General features: G+C 70.8%; 15 protein-coding genes. 3 read left to right on the top strand and 12 right to left on the bottom strand.

Annotation, left to right across the window (positions count from 1 at the left end; all coding sequences use genetic code 11):
- Window positions 1–13: 13 nt before the first annotated feature.
- The gene (locus G569_RS0141130) at window positions 14–3,154 is read left to right on the top strand and encodes a M14 family metallopeptidase (RefSeq protein ID WP_028067721.1); all 3,141 of its coding nucleotides are present in this window, start codon (window positions 14–16) and stop codon (window positions 3,152–3,154) included.
- On the opposite strand, the gene G569_RS0141125 is transcribed toward G569_RS0141130, so the two are convergent.
- Window positions 3,151–3,975: a TIGR03620 family F420-dependent LLM class oxidoreductase gene (locus tag G569_RS0141125; protein ID WP_037502984.1), complete on the bottom strand. Its 825-nt coding sequence runs from the start codon at window positions 3,973–3,975 to the stop codon at window positions 3,151–3,153. The genes G569_RS0141130 and G569_RS0141125 overlap by 4 nt on opposite strands.
- A 46-nt stretch (window positions 3,976–4,021) precedes the next feature.
- On the opposite strand from G569_RS0141125, the gene G569_RS55985 reads away from it, so the two are divergent.
- Entirely contained in the window at window positions 4,022–5,440 is a 1,419-nt protein-coding gene (locus G569_RS55985) for an FAD-binding oxidoreductase (RefSeq protein WP_053227765.1), read from the top strand.
- Here the strand turns inward: G569_RS55985 and G569_RS0141115 are convergent.
- The 3 genes from G569_RS0141115 to G569_RS66230 all read right to left on the bottom strand — a co-directional run bounded on the left by G569_RS0141115 (window position 5,381) and on the right by G569_RS66230 (window position 7,481).
- Window positions 5,381–6,745: an ArnT family glycosyltransferase gene (locus G569_RS0141115; RefSeq protein ID WP_028067719.1), complete on the bottom strand. Its 1,365-nt coding sequence runs from the start codon at window positions 6,743–6,745 to the stop codon at window positions 5,381–5,383. The genes G569_RS55985 and G569_RS0141115 overlap by 60 nt on opposite strands.
- 10 nt (window positions 6,746–6,755) lie before the next feature.
- Window positions 6,756–7,130: a PPOX class F420-dependent oxidoreductase gene (locus tag G569_RS0141110; RefSeq protein ID WP_028067718.1), complete on the bottom strand. Its 375-nt coding sequence runs from the start codon at window positions 7,128–7,130 to the stop codon at window positions 6,756–6,758.
- A 228-nt stretch (window positions 7,131–7,358) separates the two neighbouring features.
- Complete coding sequence (locus G569_RS66230; protein ID WP_306765398.1) at window positions 7,359–7,481, bottom strand: hypothetical protein; 123 nt, start codon at window positions 7,479–7,481, stop codon at window positions 7,359–7,361.
- Between the two features lie 217 nt (window positions 7,482–7,698).
- On the opposite strand from G569_RS66230, the gene G569_RS66225 reads away from it, so the two are divergent.
- Complete coding sequence (locus G569_RS66225; protein WP_306765397.1) at window positions 7,699–7,830, top strand: hypothetical protein; 132 nt, start codon at window positions 7,699–7,701, stop codon at window positions 7,828–7,830.
- Window positions 7,831–7,852: 22 nt separating this feature from the next.
- Here the strand turns inward: G569_RS66225 and G569_RS0141100 are convergent, their stop codons facing one another.
- From G569_RS0141100 to rsmB, 8 genes are all read right to left on the bottom strand, one after another.
- A complete protein-coding gene (locus G569_RS0141100; RefSeq protein ID WP_028067717.1) occupies window positions 7,853–10,393 on the bottom strand; it encodes an ABC transporter permease in 2,541 nt (846 codons plus the stop codon).
- A complete protein-coding gene (locus G569_RS0141095) occupies window positions 10,393–11,112 on the bottom strand; it encodes an ABC transporter ATP-binding protein (protein ID WP_028067716.1) in 720 nt (239 codons plus the stop codon). Before G569_RS0141095 ends, G569_RS0141100 begins: the two co-directional genes overlap by 1 nt.
- Window positions 11,113–11,175: 63 nt before the next feature.
- Complete coding sequence (locus G569_RS0141090) at window positions 11,176–11,823, bottom strand: response regulator transcription factor (RefSeq protein ID WP_028067715.1); 648 nt, start codon at window positions 11,821–11,823, stop codon at window positions 11,176–11,178.
- A 17-nt stretch (window positions 11,824–11,840) separates the two neighbouring features.
- On the bottom strand, window positions 11,841–13,514 hold the full coding sequence (locus tag G569_RS0141085; RefSeq protein ID WP_037502980.1) for a sensor histidine kinase: 1,674 nt from the start codon (window positions 13,512–13,514) through the stop codon (window positions 11,841–11,843).
- 116 nt (window positions 13,515–13,630) lie between these two features.
- Entirely contained in the window at window positions 13,631–13,984 is a 354-nt protein-coding gene (locus G569_RS0141080; RefSeq protein ID WP_037502979.1) for a response regulator, read from the bottom strand.
- Between the two features lie 69 nt (window positions 13,985–14,053).
- Window positions 14,054–14,707 (bottom strand): ribulose-phosphate 3-epimerase, encoded by a 654-nt coding sequence (gene rpe, locus G569_RS0141075; protein WP_028067712.1) that lies wholly within the window; start codon window positions 14,705–14,707, stop codon window positions 14,054–14,056.
- A 2-nt stretch (window positions 14,708–14,709) separates the two neighbouring features.
- Entirely contained in the window at window positions 14,710–14,931 is a 222-nt protein-coding gene (locus G569_RS62055) for a YfgJ family double zinc ribbon protein (protein WP_084286286.1), read from the bottom strand.
- Window positions 14,928–16,262, bottom strand: coding sequence for a 16S rRNA (cytosine(967)-C(5))-methyltransferase RsmB (gene rsmB / locus G569_RS0141070; RefSeq protein WP_306765396.1), 1,335 nt, complete (start codon window positions 16,260–16,262; stop codon window positions 14,928–14,930). The genes G569_RS62055 and rsmB overlap by 4 nt, the downstream gene beginning before the upstream one ends.
- Window positions 16,263–16,498: the final 236 nt, after the last annotated feature.

The raw sequence follows: 16,498 nt of genomic DNA, 5'->3' as shown, positions 1-16,498 counted from the left end.
AGAGGGAGGGACTTTGTTACGCAACGCGACGATCGTCGCGAGCGTCTCAGCGCTCGCGACGGTGCTTGTGTCGGCTTCCGCGGCGATGGCCGCGCCCGCGCCGCAACTGGACGTGTACGTCGGTGACGTACCGCGCGACGCCCTCGGGAAGCTGGTGGCGCTCGGGGTCGACCGCTCCGAGATCGACCTGTCGGCGGCCAAGGCGGGGGCCAAGGGCGCCATCCACGTCGAGACGATCCTGAGCGGGGCACAGGCTGAGCAGCTCGCCGGCGAGGGCGTGCCGCTGACGCCGAAGACGATCGACGGCCAGACCGTCACCCAGCGCGCGACCGCCCGGCTCGCCGCGGGCACGAACGTGTTCCGCCAGTACTCCGGCCCGGGCGGCCTGAAGGCGGAGTACGAGCAGGTCGCCCGCCGCCATCCGCTGATCACCAAGCTGGTGACGATCGGCAAGACCACCAACGGCGTCGACATCATCGCGCTGAAGGTGTCGCTCGGCGCCCAGCTGCTCAAGGACGGCGCCAAGCCCTCGACGCTGTACATGAGCGCGCAGCACGCGCGCGAGTGGATCACCCCGGAGATGAACCGGCGGCTGATGCACTACTACGTCGACGGCTACCTGCGCAACGCCAAGGTCACGAACCTCATCAACACCACCGAGCTGTGGTTCGTGCCGGTCTCCAACCCCGACGGCTACGACTTCACGTTCACGCCGGGCCAGCGGCTCTGGCGCAAGAACCTGCGCGACAACAACGGCGACGGTGTCATCACGCCCGGCGACGGCGTGGACCCGAACCGCAACTACGCCTACAAGTGGGGCTACGACAACGAAGGCTCCTCGGACGACCCCGCGTCGGAGACCTTCCGCGGGCCCGGCCCGAACTCCGAGCCCGAGTCCAAGGCGATGGACAACCTGTTCAAGCGCGTCGGCGGCTTCACCGAGTTCATCAACTACCACTCCGCCGCCGAGCTGATCCTGTATGGCGTCGGCTGGCAGGTGAACACCCCGACGCCCGACGACCTGCTCGGCATCGCGATGTCAGGCGACGACGAGCACCCGGCCGTCCCGGGCTATGACCCGGACATCTCGGCCGAGCTCTACACGACCAACGGCGAGGTCGACTCCTTCTTCACCGAGAAGTACGGCTCGTTCGGCTTCACGCCCGAGATGTCGACCTGCGCCGACGCCGCGAACTCCGTCCCCGACGACGAGTGGGTGGCCGAGGACTGCGGCTCGGACTTCGAGTTCCCCGACGACGAGGCGCTCATCCAGGCCGAGTTCGAGAAGAACGTCCCGTTCGCGCTCGCCGTCGCCGAGTCGGCCAAGGACCCGGACGACCCGGTCTCGGTCGTCGGCCGCAAGGCGCCGAACTTCGAGGTCGACTCCTTCGACGTCTCCTACGGCGACCCGCAGACCGTCGCCGTGACCGCCAAGCGCGCGATCAAGCACCTGCAGCTCAACTACAAGATCAACGGCGGCAAGACCAAGACCGCCTCGGTCCAGGAGTGGAAGGGCGGCGAGAAGTACGGCGGCGACGAGAACGACCACTACTACGCCGAGTTCCGCGGCGAGGTCAAGGGGACCAAGGTCGGCGACAAGGTGAAGGTCTGGTTCTCGGGTGACGTGGGCCGCGACGACGTCGACTCCGCGGCGTTCACCTACACCGTCAAGGGCATGGGCGCCAAGGTGCTCGTGATCGCCGACGAGGACCGCAAGGGCGTCAACCCGACGTTCCCGAACCCGCCCGGCGGCGGGCTCCAGTACGCCCAGCTGCACCTGAACGCGGTCCGCGCCGCCGGCTACAGCGCCGACCTGTGGGACACGGACACCCAGGGCGTCCCGCACGACCTCGGCGTGCTCAGCCACTACAAGGCGGTCGTCTGGTACATGGGCGACAACCGCATCACCCAGGACCCGGAGGACTTCTTCACCGACACGCCGTTCGGCCCTCTGCCGGACGTCTCGGTGGCCGAGCGCGAGCAGTACCTGACGATCGCGGTCCGCGACTTCCTCAACGAGGGCGGCAAGCTGATCAACGCGGGCGAGACCGCCCAGTTCTCGGGCTTCCCGGGCATCTCCGACGTCGTCGGCGGCCTCTACTACGGCCTCAACGGCGCGCCGGACCAGGAGTGCGTCGTGACGACGATCCAGGGGCTGTTCGACGAGTGCCTGCTGCTCGCCGACGACTTCCGCCAGTACTGGCTCGGCGGCTTCACGCGCGTGAGCCTCGGCGGGCCGAACTCGGTCAAGGGCGTCGCCAAGCCGATCACCGGCTACACCGCCGCGCTGGCGGGCACGGCGACGAACGACCTCGACGAGACGGGCGTGTTCCAGCCCACCAGCGAGGTGCTCCCGCCGGATCAGTTCCCGCAGTTCAAGAGCGTGGGCGCGGCGGAGTACGACTTCACCGGCAGCCCGTTCTCGCCGATCGAGGGCACGCGGTACGCGGGCGCGGTCCACCAGGACTCGTCCTACTTCCGGCTCTCCAAGACGATCGCCGTGCCCGCCGGGCCCGGCACCGCGGAGCTGCAGTTCAAGCTCTCCTACAACACGGAGCCGTCCTACGACAACGTGATCGTCGAGGCGCACACCGTCGGCCAGGACGACTGGAAGACGCTGCCCGAGAAGACCGGCAAGACCCAGACGAGCCCGCCGGCCGAGTGTGCCGCAGGCGGCTTCCTGCTGCAGCTGCACCCGTTCCTGGGGCACTACCTGGGAGGCCCGACGTGCACCGCGCCCGGCACGACCGGGACCTGGAACTCGTTCACGGGCTCCAGCGACGGGTGGATCCCGGTGGCGTTCGACCTCTCCGCCTACCAGGGCAAGTCGGTCGAGGTCTCGATCTCGTATGTGACCGATCCGGGCGGCGGTGGCGTCGGCGCGTTCGTCGATGACACGAAGGTCGTGCTCGGCTCCACCACGACGGCGGACGGGTTCGAGGGCGCCACGAGCACGTGGACGCCCGCCGCCGCGCCCGCGGGCAGCCCGCCGAACGGCGGCGTGTGGCAGATCGGCGGCCAGCTGGTGAACTTCTTCGCCGGCACGTCGACCGAGGACACGCTCCTGCTGGGCTTCGGGATCGAGCAGGTGGCCGCGCCCGCCGACCGCACGAAGCTGGTCAAGCAGGCGCTGACCGGATTGGGCGTGCGCTAGAGCAGCGCCTTCGCCAGCTTCGCGAAGTCCTCCAGCGGCTCGGGCCCATGTCCGAGCGGCTGGAGGCAGACGTGGTCCGCGCCCGCCTCGAGGTGGGCGCGGATCGCGTCCGCGATCGCCTCGGGCGAGCCGTGCGGGATGACGGCGTCGATCAGCCGGTCCGACCCGCCGTTGTCGATGTCGGCCTGCGTGTAGCCGAACTTCAAGAGGTTGGCCGTGTAGTTGCTCAGCCCGAGGTAGAGCTTCGCGTACTCGCGCGCGTGCTTGCGGGCGGTCTCCGGGTCGTCTTCGACCACGACCGCGACCTCGGGGGCGACGAGGGCGCCGGCGCCGAGGCGCTCGCGGGCGAAGCGGGTGTGCTCGACGTCGACGAAGTACGGGTTGGTGCCGAGCGAGCGCTCCGCGGACAGGTCGAGCATCTTCGGCCCGAGCGCGGCGGCCAGCCGCTCATCCTTCGGGACCGGGGTCTCGCTCTGATCGAGACCGTCGAAGAACTCGCGCATGGTCTTCAGGGGCCGCGTGTAGTCGCTGGTCGCCTCCGGATGACCGATGCCGATGCCGAGGATGAATCGGTCCGGATGATCGGCGACGAGCTGGGCGTGGTCGCGTGCGACGTCGGCCGGATCGTGCTGCCAGACGTTGAGGATGCTCGTGATGACCGGCAGCGTCCGTCCCGCTTGGACGTAGACGCGTGCCTGCTCGACCGACGGACTGCCGCCGAGCCACAGCGCCCCGTAGCCGAGGTCCTCGACGGCGGGGACGATCACGTCCGCCGCACCCTTGTTCCGGCTCTGCCAGATCCCGATCTTTCCCAGTTGCATGTGCAACAGATTGGCAGGCTCGGGCGATCAGGCGTATGGTCGTGCGATGGCCGCGATCGACATCGCCGCCTTGCGGGGCGCCATCGGCGGGGACGTGATCGCTCCCGCCGACGGCGGGTACGACGCCGCCCGCGCCGTCTGGAACGCGACGATCGACCGGCGTCCGGCCGCGATCGTGCGGTGCACCGGCACCGACGACGTCGTCGCCGGGCTCGCGTTCGCGCGCGACTCCGGCGTCCGCGTGTCCGTCCGCGGCGGCGGACACAACATCGCGGGGCTCGCGGTCTGCGACGGTGGGATCGTGCTCGACCTCTCCGGGCTGCGTGGCGCGGCGGTGGACGTGGACGCGCGGGTCGCGCACGTCCAGCCGGGCTCGACCTGGGGCGATGTCGACTCGGCCACGCAGGCGCACGGGCTCGCCGCGCCCGGCGGCATCGTCTCCACCACCGGCGTCGCGGGCTTCACGCTCGGCGGCGGGATCGGCTGGCTCACGCGCCCGTACGGTCCGGCGTGCGACAGCCTCGTCGGCGCGGAGGTCGTCACCGCCGACGGCGCGGTCGTCGAGGCGGATGGAGACCTGCTCTGGGGGCTGCGCGGCGGTGGCGGGAACTTCGGCGTCGTCACGCGGTTCGACCTGCGGCTGCACCCGGTCGGCCCGCACGTGCTCGCGGGGCCGATCGCGTTCCAGCTCTCCCGGCTGCCGGCGGTGCTCGACATGTTCCATACGCTGGCGGCGGCCGATCACCCCGAGCTGACGATGCTGCTGATGCTGCGGCGGCTGTCCAGCGCCGAGTGGGTGCCGGCGGCGGTGCGTGGCGTGCCATCGGCGCTGTTGCACTTCTGCTGGGCGGGTGACATCGCCGCCGGACGCCGCGCCCTCGCCGGGTTGCAGACGCTCGGCCCGCCGCTGGCGAGTGCGCTGGGCCGCAAGCGCTATGTCGCGTGGCAGTCGTTCTCGGATGCGGCGTGGCTGCCGGGGCTGCACAACTACTGGAAGTCCGAGTACCTCGCCCGGGTCGATGACGTCGCCGCGCTCGAGGCATCGACGCTCGCGGTCCCGACGGCGCTCTCTGACATCAAGGTGTGGCATCTCGGCGGGGCGTTCGCGCGACCGCAGGAGGACGCCGCGGCGTTCGCGCACCGCTCCTCCCCCTTCATGCTCAACGTCAACGCGCGCTGGGAACGGCCGGCCGAGGCGGAGCGCAACGTGACATGGGCACGCGACGTCTGGACCGCGCTGCAACCGAGCTCCGCCGGCGGGGTCTATGTGAACTTCCTCGGCGAGGAGGGCGCCGACCGCGTCCGGGCGGCCTACGGCGACGCCAAGTACGCGCGGCTCGCGCAGCTCAAGCGCCGCTATGACCCGGAGAACGTCTTCCGGGTCAATCAGAACATCGTGCCCGCGTCAGGCGCGGGCCGGTTCGACCGGGCGCAGCTCGACCGTGGTGCGCTCGGTCGCGGGTGACGGCTGCGGGCGGCGCAGGGCCATGAACCAGCCGGCGACCCCGGTGGCGATGAGCAGCGGCATCAGCGGGACGTTGTAGCGGGCCTGGGAGACCACGATCGTGTGGATCACGGTGCTGAACGCGATGGTGATCAGCGCGGCGCCGAGCAGCGGGTCGCGGCGGCGGATCAGCCCCGCCAGCAGGCCGAGGCCGGCACCGAGGACGAGCACCACCTGCCAGATCCGCATCGCGGTCGAGATGTAGTGCACGCCGCCGCCGCGGTAGTAGAAGAACCACATCCGCTTGGCCTTCGCCCACTGCATCTTGGCGAACGCCACCGGCTGCGTCGTCGAGTAGTGGACCAGGTTCTTCTTGGCCTCCTTGTTGAGCGCGACGTCGCGCGGGAGGTCCGGGTGCTTGGCGGCGAACAGCTCGAGCGCGTCGGCCGCCGGGATCTTGTACGTCTTGATCCCGTCGTACTCCGGGTGCTTGGCCCGCAACTGCTTCTCCAGGTGCTCCTTCATGCCGATCGTCGTCCCGCCGCCGGGCAGGTAGGTGCCGACGAACAGCGCCGCCGCGCTGCCCTTCGTGACCGGGATGAAGCGGCCTTCCTCGGAGGACGCGTAGATGGTCCACGGCGCGAGGACGACCGCCGTGGCGGCGACGAGCAGCGCCGGCGCGATCAGCGACCGGAGGTCACGCGTGCGGATCAGCGCGATCAGTCCACCGACGCCGGCGATCAGGAACGGGACCGGCAACAGGTCGGTGCGGGTGAGGATCGTCAACCCGAACAGCGCCCCGGCGGCGACGTACCAGCGTCTTCGGCCGCGTTTGAGCGCCAACGCGAGCGCGGTGAAGGCCGCGAGCAGCAGGAACGCCCCGAGCGGCTCCGACAACTGGTCGCCGGTCGCGCCGATCAGCGGCGGGTAGGTGCCGACGATCGCGCCGCCGACCACGCCCGCCCACGGCCCGGCGAGCAGCCAGGCCAGCACGATCGCGAGCGCGGTCGTCCCGGTCGTGATCAGCGCCTGCTCCCAGTACGCGGACCGGATGTCGTACGTCTTGGCGTCCTGCTCGGTGCCGAACAGCTTGTACCCCACCGCGAACAGCACCGGCGCACCGGGCGGCCAGTGCAGCGGCTCCCGCATCTGCGTCCCCGGGCTGCCGTAGGCGTGATTGTCGGCGATATCGACCGCGAGCTTGCCGTAGGAACGCTCGTCCGCCGACTGGTAATCGTTACGCGGGTCCGCCGCGACCCGCGCGTTGAGGCCGAACGACAGCAGCACGACGAGTCCCGCGAGGATGAAGGGCAGACGCCGTTTCAAGCCTCCGAGGCTAGCCGACGTCACGCGCGCTGGTGCCGCGCACGAGGCCCCAGCTGACGATCCGCTCCGGGTGGACGCGGATCAGCGGCGTCGGGAGGGCGATCGCCTCGCCACGGCCGCGCACCTCGATCCCGCGGGGACGCCACTCGTCATCGCCGCCGACGTCGTCGATCACGAACGCCACCCGCCCGCTGCGCCGCACGTCGCGGAACTTCTTGGTCAGCTCGAGCTCGTAGCCGCCGACGTCGATCGTGTCCCGCGCGGCGTTGTAGATCCAGGCGACCGGCACGACGTGCGGCGTCCCGTCGCGCCCGACGGTCGCGATCCGCCCGAGCTGGCGCCCGCCGACCATGTAGGCCAGCTCGGCCTCCGTGAACACGCTCATGTGGCGCGGCGCCGCCCGCAGGTCGCTTCAATCGTCGGCATGCGCGGCCTGAGCCTACTCGCGGTCGCGGGAGCGGTCGTGCGCCACCGGCACCAGCACGGTCAGCGTCCACCACCCGAACGGCCCGCGCTGCCCGCCCGCTGCGTCGGGCTCGGCTTGACGCTGGCCCGCGCCCGGCTGCTCCCAGGGGGTGCGTGGCGAGAAGGTCCGCAGCAGCGGACGCTGTCGTTACGCACCCCGGGCGATCACGTTGCCGTAGCCCAGCGTCGCGGCCGCGGGGTCGTCGGCCGCGACTTCCACGACCGCGACCGAGTCGCGGAACGCGTCCGACCAGCGACGTCCCGGGCGCACGTGACGGCGCGGCGAGGCCGCCGTAGAGGGCGGTCGTCAACCCTGTGGCCATGGCTCACCCGATTCCCGCCCAACAGGTGTGACATGCGTCCGCTCCACCCCGCCGCACGGGGGGTTGGGATCTCCGCCGCGACCCGCGGTGCCGGGCCGGGCGGGTAGCGTCGAGGACATCGGCGCAAGCGCTTGCGCGGCCGATCCTCCCCACCGAAAGGCACTCATGATCACTCGCATCCTCGCCGCGATGGCGCGGCGACTCGACGTCTCAGGCGGCGAGCCTGGGCACTTCCATCCCGGCCCGCGCGGGCCGTATCCCTGCCACGACCCGGCCTGCACCGCCCGGCGCCGCTGACGGCGCCGGGCGGGCGACACGGCTATTCGGTGGTGACCGCGCGCAGCACGTCGACCTTCGAGGCGCGGCGGGCGGGTGGGATCGAGGCGACGACGCCCGCGATCGCGGCGAGGACGAAGAACGTGATCAGCGACCCGATCGGGAGCACGAACACGAAGCCCTCGTCGGCGAGTGGGCGGGACACGATCAGCGAGAACACGATCCCGAGGACGGTGCCGAGGATCGCGCCGATGCCCGCGGTGATCACGGACTCGATCGTGACCATGCGGCGGACCTGCCAGCGGGACATGCCGACGGCGCGGAGCATGCCGAGCTCGCGGGTGCGCTCGTGCACGGAGAGCGCGAGCGTGTTGACGATGCCCAGGAGGGCGACGATCACCGACAGGGCGAGCAGCGCGAAGACGAGCCCGAGCAGCTGGTTGACCGCCTGGGCCTGCTTGTCCTTGAACTGATCGATCGTCAGGGCGTCGGTCTGCGGGAACGCGCGCAACGCGGCGTCGGCGTTCTTGGCGAGCGTGTCGGGGTCGACGCCCTTGTCGGCCGCAGCCATCGCGAACGCCAGGTTCTTCGAGTCCCACTGGGACTCGAGGGTGCCGGAGCTGAGGATGATCGGCGCGGTCAGGCCGGCCTGGCTCTTGAACGTGCCCGCGACCTCGTACGACGGCGTCTTGCCGGCCGGGGTGGTGAACTGCACCTTGCCACCGACGTCGACGTTGTGGGACTTGGCCCAGTTCCAGTCGAGCAGGACCTGCGAGTCGGTCAGGCCGCTGAGCTTGCTCGCGTCGCCCTGATCCCACTTGAGCTTGAGCACCGAGCCCACCGTGGCGGGGTCGACGCCGGTGACGGCCTGGTTGGAGCCGTCGAAGATCCCGGTCGAGAAGCGCACCGAGGACACCTCGCTCACGCCGTCGACTTTGGCGAGCGTCTCGGCCGCCTGCTTCGGGATCGGTGAGAAGCCGTCCTGGTTCTGGACGATCAGCGCGGCGCTGACCTGCTCGTCGATCACCTTGGTCACCGACCCGCGGATGCCGGCGGCGAACACGGTCACGAGCACGACGAGCGCGAGGCCGACCATCAGCGCGGCCGCGGTCACGGCGGTGCGCTGCGGCTGGCGGATCGCGTTCTCGCGGGCGAGCTTGCCCGGCATGTTGCCCGCGAGCGGCGCGCCGAGCACCCGCGCGAGGGGACGGACGAGCAACGGCGCCAGGAACGCCACGCCGAACATCATCAGCAGCGCGCCGAGGCCGAGCAGCGAAGCCGCCGCCGAGGTCGCGTCGATGCCGCCGAAGAGCCCGACGAACAGCGCCAGCAGGCCGAGGCCCATCAGCGCGATCGAGCCGATCAGCCGGCGGCGGCGCAGATGGCCGACGCCGGGGGTGACGGCGTCGCGCATCGCGGTCACCGGCTCCACCCGCGTCGCGCGGCGGGCGGGCACGAAGCCCGAGACCATCGTCGCGACGATGCCGACGATCAGGCCGATGATCACGGTGGTGGGCGAGATCACGAGGCCCGTGGTCCCGAGGTCGATGCCGAACGCCTTGAGCATCGCCGCCAGGGCGGGCGCCAGCGCGATCCCCACCAACACGCCGAGGATGGACGCGACCACGCCGACCGCGAACGTCTCGATCAGCACCGAGCGCAGCACCTGGGCCCGCGACGCCCCGAGCACCCGCAGCAGCGCGAACTCCTTGGTCCGCTGCGCCACGGTCACCGTGAACGTGTTGAAGATCAGGAAGCCGCCCACGAGCAGCGCGACCGCCGCGAACACCAGCAGCGCGGTGCGGATGAACCCGAGCGCGTCGCTGAGGTCCTGCGCCTGCTGCTCGGCCGCCTCCTTGCCGGTGCGGACGTTGAAGTCCTTGCCGAGCGCCGAGGCGACGGCCTTCTTGACCGTCGCAGGGTCGTTGGAGCCCGTCGAGATCGAGATCGAGTCGTAGCCGTCGTGGCCGGTCATGCGCTGCGCCTCGGGCAGCGTCATCGCCACGAGCCGCGCGCCGGCGAGGTTGTCCTTGCCGCCCACGGTCGCGACCCCGGAGATCGTGTACTGCTTCGCCGGGGCGTCGGAGGTGACCGTGATCTTGTCGCCCGGCTTCCAGTCGTACTTCTTGGCCGTGCCGCGGTCGATCGCGACCTCGTCGGCGGTCGTGGGAGCGCCGCCCTCGACGTACTCGAGCACCTCGAAGGTCTTCTCGGTGGAGACCGAGACGATCAGCGTCGGCGGCCCGTTGGAGGTGATCGCCTTGCCGTTGCGGTCGACGAGCGTGCCGTCGGAGGAGACGCCGCCCTCGGCCTTCTCGACGCCCTGGACGGCCTTGACCTTCTCCAGCGTGTCGGCGGGCATCGTCGGCGGCTGCGAGAAGTCGGCCTTGACGGCCTGGTGGGCCTCGACGGACACGTCGACGCCCTTCTGCGTGCGCTCGAAGAGGTTCTTGAACGAGGCGTCGATCGTGTCGGTGAACACCAGCGTGCCGACCACGAAGGCGACGCCGATGACGACCGCGAACCCCGTCAGGACCGACCGCAGCTTGCGCGTCAGCAGGCCCTTGATCGCGAGCTTCGTCACTAGGCCACGGCCTTCATCAGGTCGAGCACGCCGTCGGCGTCCTTGCCGGCGCCGTCGTGGACGACCACGCCGTCGCTCAGCACCACCAGCCGGTCGGCGACCGCGGCGGCCGTGGCCTCGTGGGTGACCATGATCACCGTCTGGTCGAACTCGTCGACGGCCTGGCGGAGCAGCCCGAGGACCTCCTCGGAGGAGTGCGAGTCCAGGTTGCCGGTCGGCTCGTCGGCGAACAGCACGGCGGGCCGGTGGACGAGCGCGCGCGCCACCGCGACGCGCTGCTGCTGACCGCCGGAGAGCTCCGCCGGGCGGTGCGAGAGGCGGTCGCGCAGGCCGACGGTGTCGATCAGCTGGTCCAGCCACGCCTGGTCCGGCTCACGTCCCGCGAGCGTCAGCGGAAGCGTGATGTTCTCCGCGGCGGTCAGCACCGGGACGAGGTTGAACGCCTGGAAGACGAAGCCGAGGCGATCGCGCCGCAGCTTCGTCAGCCCTTTGTCGTCGAGCCCGGCCAGTTCTTGACCGTCGATCACCACGGAGCCCGACGTCGGCTTGTCGAGACCCGCGAGCAGATGCATCAGGGTCGACTTCCCGGAGCCCGACGGGCCCATGATCGCCGTGAACTGCCCCTTGGGAAAGTCCAGCGTCACACCGGCGAGCGCGTGCACCGCGGTCTCGCCTTCGCCGTAAGTACGGCGCAGGTCGGCCGTCGAAACGATGTTCATAGGCGAAGCATCGTCGCTGAAACGGCCGCGACGTGTGCGGCTGGCTCGTTAAGCCGCTTCGGGTTAGCCAGAGCGCAGGTACGCCAGAACGGCGAGCACGCGGCGATGGTCCTCGACCGTGGGCGCCAGATCGAGCTTGGAGAAGATCGACGTGACGTGCTTCTCCACGGCGCGCTCGGTCACGACCAGCGCCTCGGCGATGGCGGCGTTGGAGCGACCCTCGGCCATCAGCCCGAGCACCTCGCGCTCGCGCGCTGTGAGGCCCTCCAGCGGGTCCTCACGGCGTCGACGGCCGAGCAGCAGGGCGACGACCTCGGGGTCCAGCGCGGAGCCGCCACCGGCGACGCGGCGCACGGCGTCGGTGAACGTGTCCACGTCGGCGACGCGGTCCTTGAGCAGGTAGCCCGTGGACTCGGTCGACTCCGACAGCAGGTCGAGCGCGTACGCCTCCTCGACGTACTGCGACAGCACCAGCACGCCGGTGCCGGGATGGTCGGCGCGGATCTTGCGGGCGGCGCGCAGACCCTCGTCGGTGTGCGACGGGGGCATGCGGACGTCGATCACGGCGACGTCGGGCTTGTGGGCGCCGACCTTGCGCAGCAGGTCCTCGGCGTCGCCGGCCTGGCCCGCGACCTCGAAGCCGGAGTCCTCCAGCAGGCGGACAAGGCCCTCGCGCAGGAGCACGGAATCCTCGGCGACGACGACTTTCAATTGTGTATCTGCGGTGCTCATACGGGGATCTCCGCTCGGAGAGTAGTGCCCGACCCGGGTGGAGAGTCGAGTGCCAGGGAACCGTCCAACGCGCCGACACGATCGGCGAGGCCTCGCAGACCCGATCCGCGACCGGGATCCGCTCCGCCCACACCATCGTCTCGTACTTCGACCTCAGCATGACCGTTGAGGCGGCGGACCGCCACTGTGGCGGCGGTCGCGTTGGCGTACTTGGCGACGTTGGTGAGCGCCTCGGCGATCACGAAGTAGGCCGCGGCCTCGACCGGCTCGGGCAACCGTTCGCCGGGGACCTCGACGACCTGGACCGGCAACGGCGAGCGGACCGCGAGCGCCTCGACGGCTGGGCCGAGGCCGCGATCGGAGAGCACGGCGGGGTGGATGCCGCGGGCGAGCTCGCGCAGCTCTTCGAGCGCCAGCGTCAGCTCCTCCCCCGCGGCGCCGATCATCGCGGCCGCCTTCTCGGGCGACTTCGCGATCTGGTTCTGCGCGATCCGCAGGCTCAGGCTGAGCGCGACGAGCCGCTGCTGGGCGCCGTCGTGCAGGTTGCGCTCGAGGCGGCGGCGCTCCTGCAGGCCCGCCTCGACGATCCGGGCGCGCGAGCGGCGCAGCGCGGCCTCGAGGCGCTCCGAGCGCAGCGCGAGCCCGGCGGCCGCGGCCACCGTCTCGAGCACCTCGGGCTCCGAGCGCAGGCTGCGGTCGTGCACGATCGCGCCCACGCGCTGGCCTTCGAGCTCGACCGGCGTCCACGCGCGTCCGGGCGGGATCTCCGCCGCCTGGCCGTCGCGCTTGACCCAGCAGCCCTCGACCCAGTACAGGACCTTCAGGCTCGGGTCGCCGAGCGCCTCGGCGAGCAGGCCGCGCAGGCCGTCGATCCCCGGCGCCTCGCCGAGCCGGACCAGCAGCGCGCCGAGCGCGTCCGCGCGGGCGACGCGGTCGCGCAGCAGGCCGGCCAGGAACGTGAACGGCACGCTGGCGAAGACGATCTGGCCGAGCAGCATCAGCACGGCGCTGACGTCGCCCTGCTGGCCGGCGACCGACTGCGCGCCGATCGAGCCGACGAACAGGATCATCAGCACCACGCCGGACCACAGCAGCGGCGACAGCGACCGGCGGCGCGCCTCGCCCGCTGCGCGCCAGCGCGCCGTGAGGATGTAGACGAGGTAGCCGACGAGGCCGATCGCGATCCCGGTCGTGATGCCGTCGGCGATCGTGCCGAGCGTGGTCGAGTCCGTGACCTGGATGACCGAGGACGGGCAGTCGGTGCAGTGCGCGTCGAAGCCGAACATCAGGAACGGCGCCGGGCCGATGATCGACAGCACGTAGCCGGCGATCACGAGGCGGCGGTGCGCGGGACGCGTGATCCGGCCCTCCGGATACGCGACCAGCAGGTGCACGAACGCCGCCAGGTAGAGGTTCGCGCCGAGGACGGCGACGGTGAAGACCGCGGGCTCGTCGGCGGCGACGAACGCGTTCAGCAGCCACGCGAACCCGGTCCAGGTCATCAGCGCGCCGGTCCGGTTGGACGGGCGCCGCGCCCAGGCGTACAGGCCGGTGCCGACCCACGCCGCGCCGATCCCGACCAGGATCACCACCGTCAGCCCGCGGTGGTCGACGTGGTCGGACGCCAGGATCACGGCCGCGCCGAGCAGGCCGAGGACGAGGCCCGCCACCGCCAGCAGCGCCAGCGCCCGCGTGCGCGATGAATCAAGGTCGGATGATCGGGGTGGGGCGGCGGGGCTGCCCTGCCTTGATCTCAGACGGGGTGGGGCGGAGGGGCTGCCCTGCCTCAAACAAGCAGTTCCTGGACGCGTTCTCCCGACAGCTCGGCCTTGGGCACGAACCCGCGAGCGCCGGAGCGACTCACGAGCGGGCCGAAGTCCGAGGAATCGCGGCTGGAGACGAGGATCACGGCCGGGGAATCCGGGTTCCCGGTGATACGGGCCGCGACGTCGAAGCCGTCGATGTCGGGGAGCTGCACGTCCAGCAGCACGAGTTGGGGCTTGAGGCGGAGGGTCTCCTCCACGGCGCTGGCCCCGTCCACCGCCTCGCCGATGACGTCGAACCCCTCGCTCTCGAGGAGCACGCGGGCGCTCGCCCGAAAGGACGGGTGGTCGTCGACGATGAGGACGGTGCAGTCCACGGGTTCGATTCTCGTTACCGGGCGAACGCCTTCACATACGGCTGGCCGTACAACGCGTTGCGCGGCTTTCTACCGGGTGACGGCGGTTGAGATGGCCTTGACCGCTTGCGCGGGGTCCTGCGCGCCGAACACGGCGGTACCGGCGACGAACACGGTGGCGCCTGCGGCGGCGCATTTGGCGGCTGTTCCGGCGTCGATCCCGCCGTCGACCTGGAGGGCGGTGTCGGGGCCGATCAGGGTGCGCAGGCGTTCCAGCTTGCTCAGCGAATGTTCGAGGAACTTCTGGCCGCCCCAGCCGGGGTTGACCGTCATGCAGAGCACCATGTCGGGCTCGAGCTCGGCCACCGCCTCGGCGGGCGTGCCCGGGTTGATCGCCAGCCCGGTGAGGCAGCCGGCGGCCTCGATCGCCTGCAGCGTGTAGTGCAGGTGCGGGGTCGCCTCGGCGTGGATCGTGATCGAGTCCGCGCCCGCGGCGGCGAACGCGTCGATCTGCCGCTCGGGCCGCTCGATCATCAGGTGCACGTCGATCTTGGCGCCCGCGGAGTGCACCGCGTCCTTGATCGCGGTGACAGCCAGCGGCCCCATCGTGATCGGCGGGACGAAGTGACCGTCCATGACGTCGACGTGGATGACCGGCGCGCCGGCGTCGAGCACGAGCTGGACCTGCTCGGAGAGGCGGCCGAAGTCGGCGGCGAGGATCGAAGGCGCGACGCCTTTGAGCATGTCTAGATCGGAGTCAGCATCGAAGATTGACAGTGGCCGCACATATACAGGGCGGTGCTCGACATGCGCACGATCGTGGAGTGCTCCCCACAGTTCGGGCAGACCGAACGCAATTCGAAGCGATGGAGGCAATTCACACAGCGGTAGCGACCCGGCAGGTTGGTCGGCCGGAGCCACGGCTCATGGCAGGACGGGCAGACGTCGCCCAGGGTCTCGGCGGTCATGCGCGCCGGAGCCTTGCGACGAAGAATCCGTCGGTGCGGTCGCGGTGCGGGAACGTCTGCAGGTGCTGCGGCATGGTCGGATGCTTCCAGAGAGGCAGGTCGGCGCCCAGGTCAGTCGCTGAGAAATCCTCGTGAGCGGCCAGGAAGGCTGCCACGACGCGCTCGTTCTCGACGGGCGAGATCGTGCAGGTCGAATACACAAGGGTACCGCCGGGCTTCAGAACCGCCGCACCCGCCTCGAGGATCTCGCGCTGGAGCGCCGCCAGCGCCTCGGGGCGGCCCGCTTTGCGCCAGCGCGCGTCGGGGCGCGAGGCGAGCGTTCCGAGGTCGGAGCAGGGCGGGTCGACCAGGACGCGGTCGAACGTGCCCTCGACGCGCTGCGTGGCGTCCTGCGTGCGGACGTCGACGATCGTCGCGCCCATCCGCGCCGCGGTCTTGCGCAGCGCGTCCGCGCGGCCGGGGTGCTTCTCGACGGCGACGATCTCCCCCACGTCGCCCATCAGCGCCGCCAGGTGCGTGGTCTTGCCGCCGGGCGCCGCGCACAGGTCGAGCACGCGTTCCCCGCTCGCGGGCGCGAGCGCACGCGCGACGGCCATCGCCGCCCGCGACTGGGGCATCAGCAGGCCGCTCTCCCACTCCGGCGCCGAGAACGTGTCGAACGGGGCGTCCAGGAGCAGCGCCTCCGCGTCGACGACGTGGGCGGGGATGCGCTCGGCGAGCGCTTGGGCGGTGGTCTTGAGCGTGTTCGCCCGCAGCGACGGCTCGGCGGGCTCGTTGTCGGCGGCCATCAACGCCTTCGCGGTCTCGGCGCCGAACGTCTCCCACCACAGCCGGGCGATCCACTCCGGGTGCGAGTGCTTGAGCGCCGCCTGCTGCGGGGTCGCCTCCGGGAGGGCGGCGACGATCCGTCGCGCCTCGCGCGCCGCGCGCCTGAGCACGGCGTTGACCAGCCCGGCGCCTCTCGGGGCGTCGCGCTTGGCCAACTCGACCGACTCGCCGACCGCCGCATGCGCGGGGACGCGATCCAGAAAGGTCAGCTGAAAGACCCCGAGCCGCAACGCGGCCAGAACGGGCGGGTCGAGTTTTGCGGACGACCTGCGGGTAAGACGCTCGATCACGTGATCGAGCGTGGCCACGCGCTGGACGGTGCCGTAGCTGAGCTGCGTCGCGAGCGCGAGGTCCCGCGGATCGAGGCGCAACCGCTTGGCTTCGCCGTGCAGCGCGCGGTCGGCCCACGCCTCCTGCTCGAAGACGCGGCGCACGACCGCATAGGCGGCGCTGCGTGCCGGGGCAATGGAGCCTCGGCCTGATGGAAGGTCCAGGTTTTGCACGTCAGCCTTTACGAAGCCCTGGTCTTCTGATTGGCTCCAGCTGCCGCTGCGCGCCAGGGCTGGCGATTTGCGGCGCCCTCATACAGAGGTCCAAATTCCGGTTCTTTCCTCAAGATTGAAAACGGCTGCTATGCAGCCCTTTCTCCACATGCTCGAACGTTCGTCCAAAAACCACTCAACAGGATCAATTTGTCCCAAGAGGGCTAATGGAGCGCGTACAACTTGCCGACACCTCC

It is taken from the genome of Solirubrobacter soli DSM 22325 (assembly GCF_000423665.1).
GTDB lineage: Bacteria > Actinomycetota > Thermoleophilia > Solirubrobacterales > Solirubrobacteraceae > Solirubrobacter > Solirubrobacter soli.
The sequence above is the reverse complement of the archived record's forward strand: the minus strand, read 5'-3'. Positions and strand labels throughout refer to the sequence as shown.

What these genes read in the sequence shown, in the direction of transcription:
- G569_RS0141125 (WP_037502984.1), bottom strand. Translation starts at nt 3,975, where the DNA reads ATGCAACTGGGAAAGATCGGGATCTGGCAGAGCCGGAACAAGGGTGCG.
- G569_RS66225 (WP_306765397.1), top strand. Translation starts at nt 7,699, where the DNA reads ATGATCACTCGCATCCTCGCCGCGATGGCGCGGCGACTCGACGTCTCA.
- G569_RS0141095 (WP_028067716.1), bottom strand. Translation starts at nt 11,112, where the DNA reads ATGAACATCGTTTCGACGGCCGACCTGCGCCGTACTTACGGCGAAGGC.
- rpe (WP_028067712.1), bottom strand. Translation starts at nt 14,707, where the DNA reads ATGCTCAAAGGCGTCGCGCCTTCGATCCTCGCCGCCGACTTCGGCCGC.
- G569_RS55985 (WP_053227765.1), top strand. Translation starts at nt 4,022, where the DNA reads ATGGCCGCGATCGACATCGCCGCCTTGCGGGGCGCCATCGGCGGGGAC.
- G569_RS0141110 (WP_028067718.1), bottom strand. Translation starts at nt 7,130, where the DNA reads ATGAGCGTGTTCACGGAGGCCGAGCTGGCCTACATGGTCGGCGGGCGC.
- G569_RS62055 (WP_084286286.1), bottom strand. Translation starts at nt 14,931, where the DNA reads ATGACCGCCGAGACCCTGGGCGACGTCTGCCCGTCCTGCCATGAGCCG.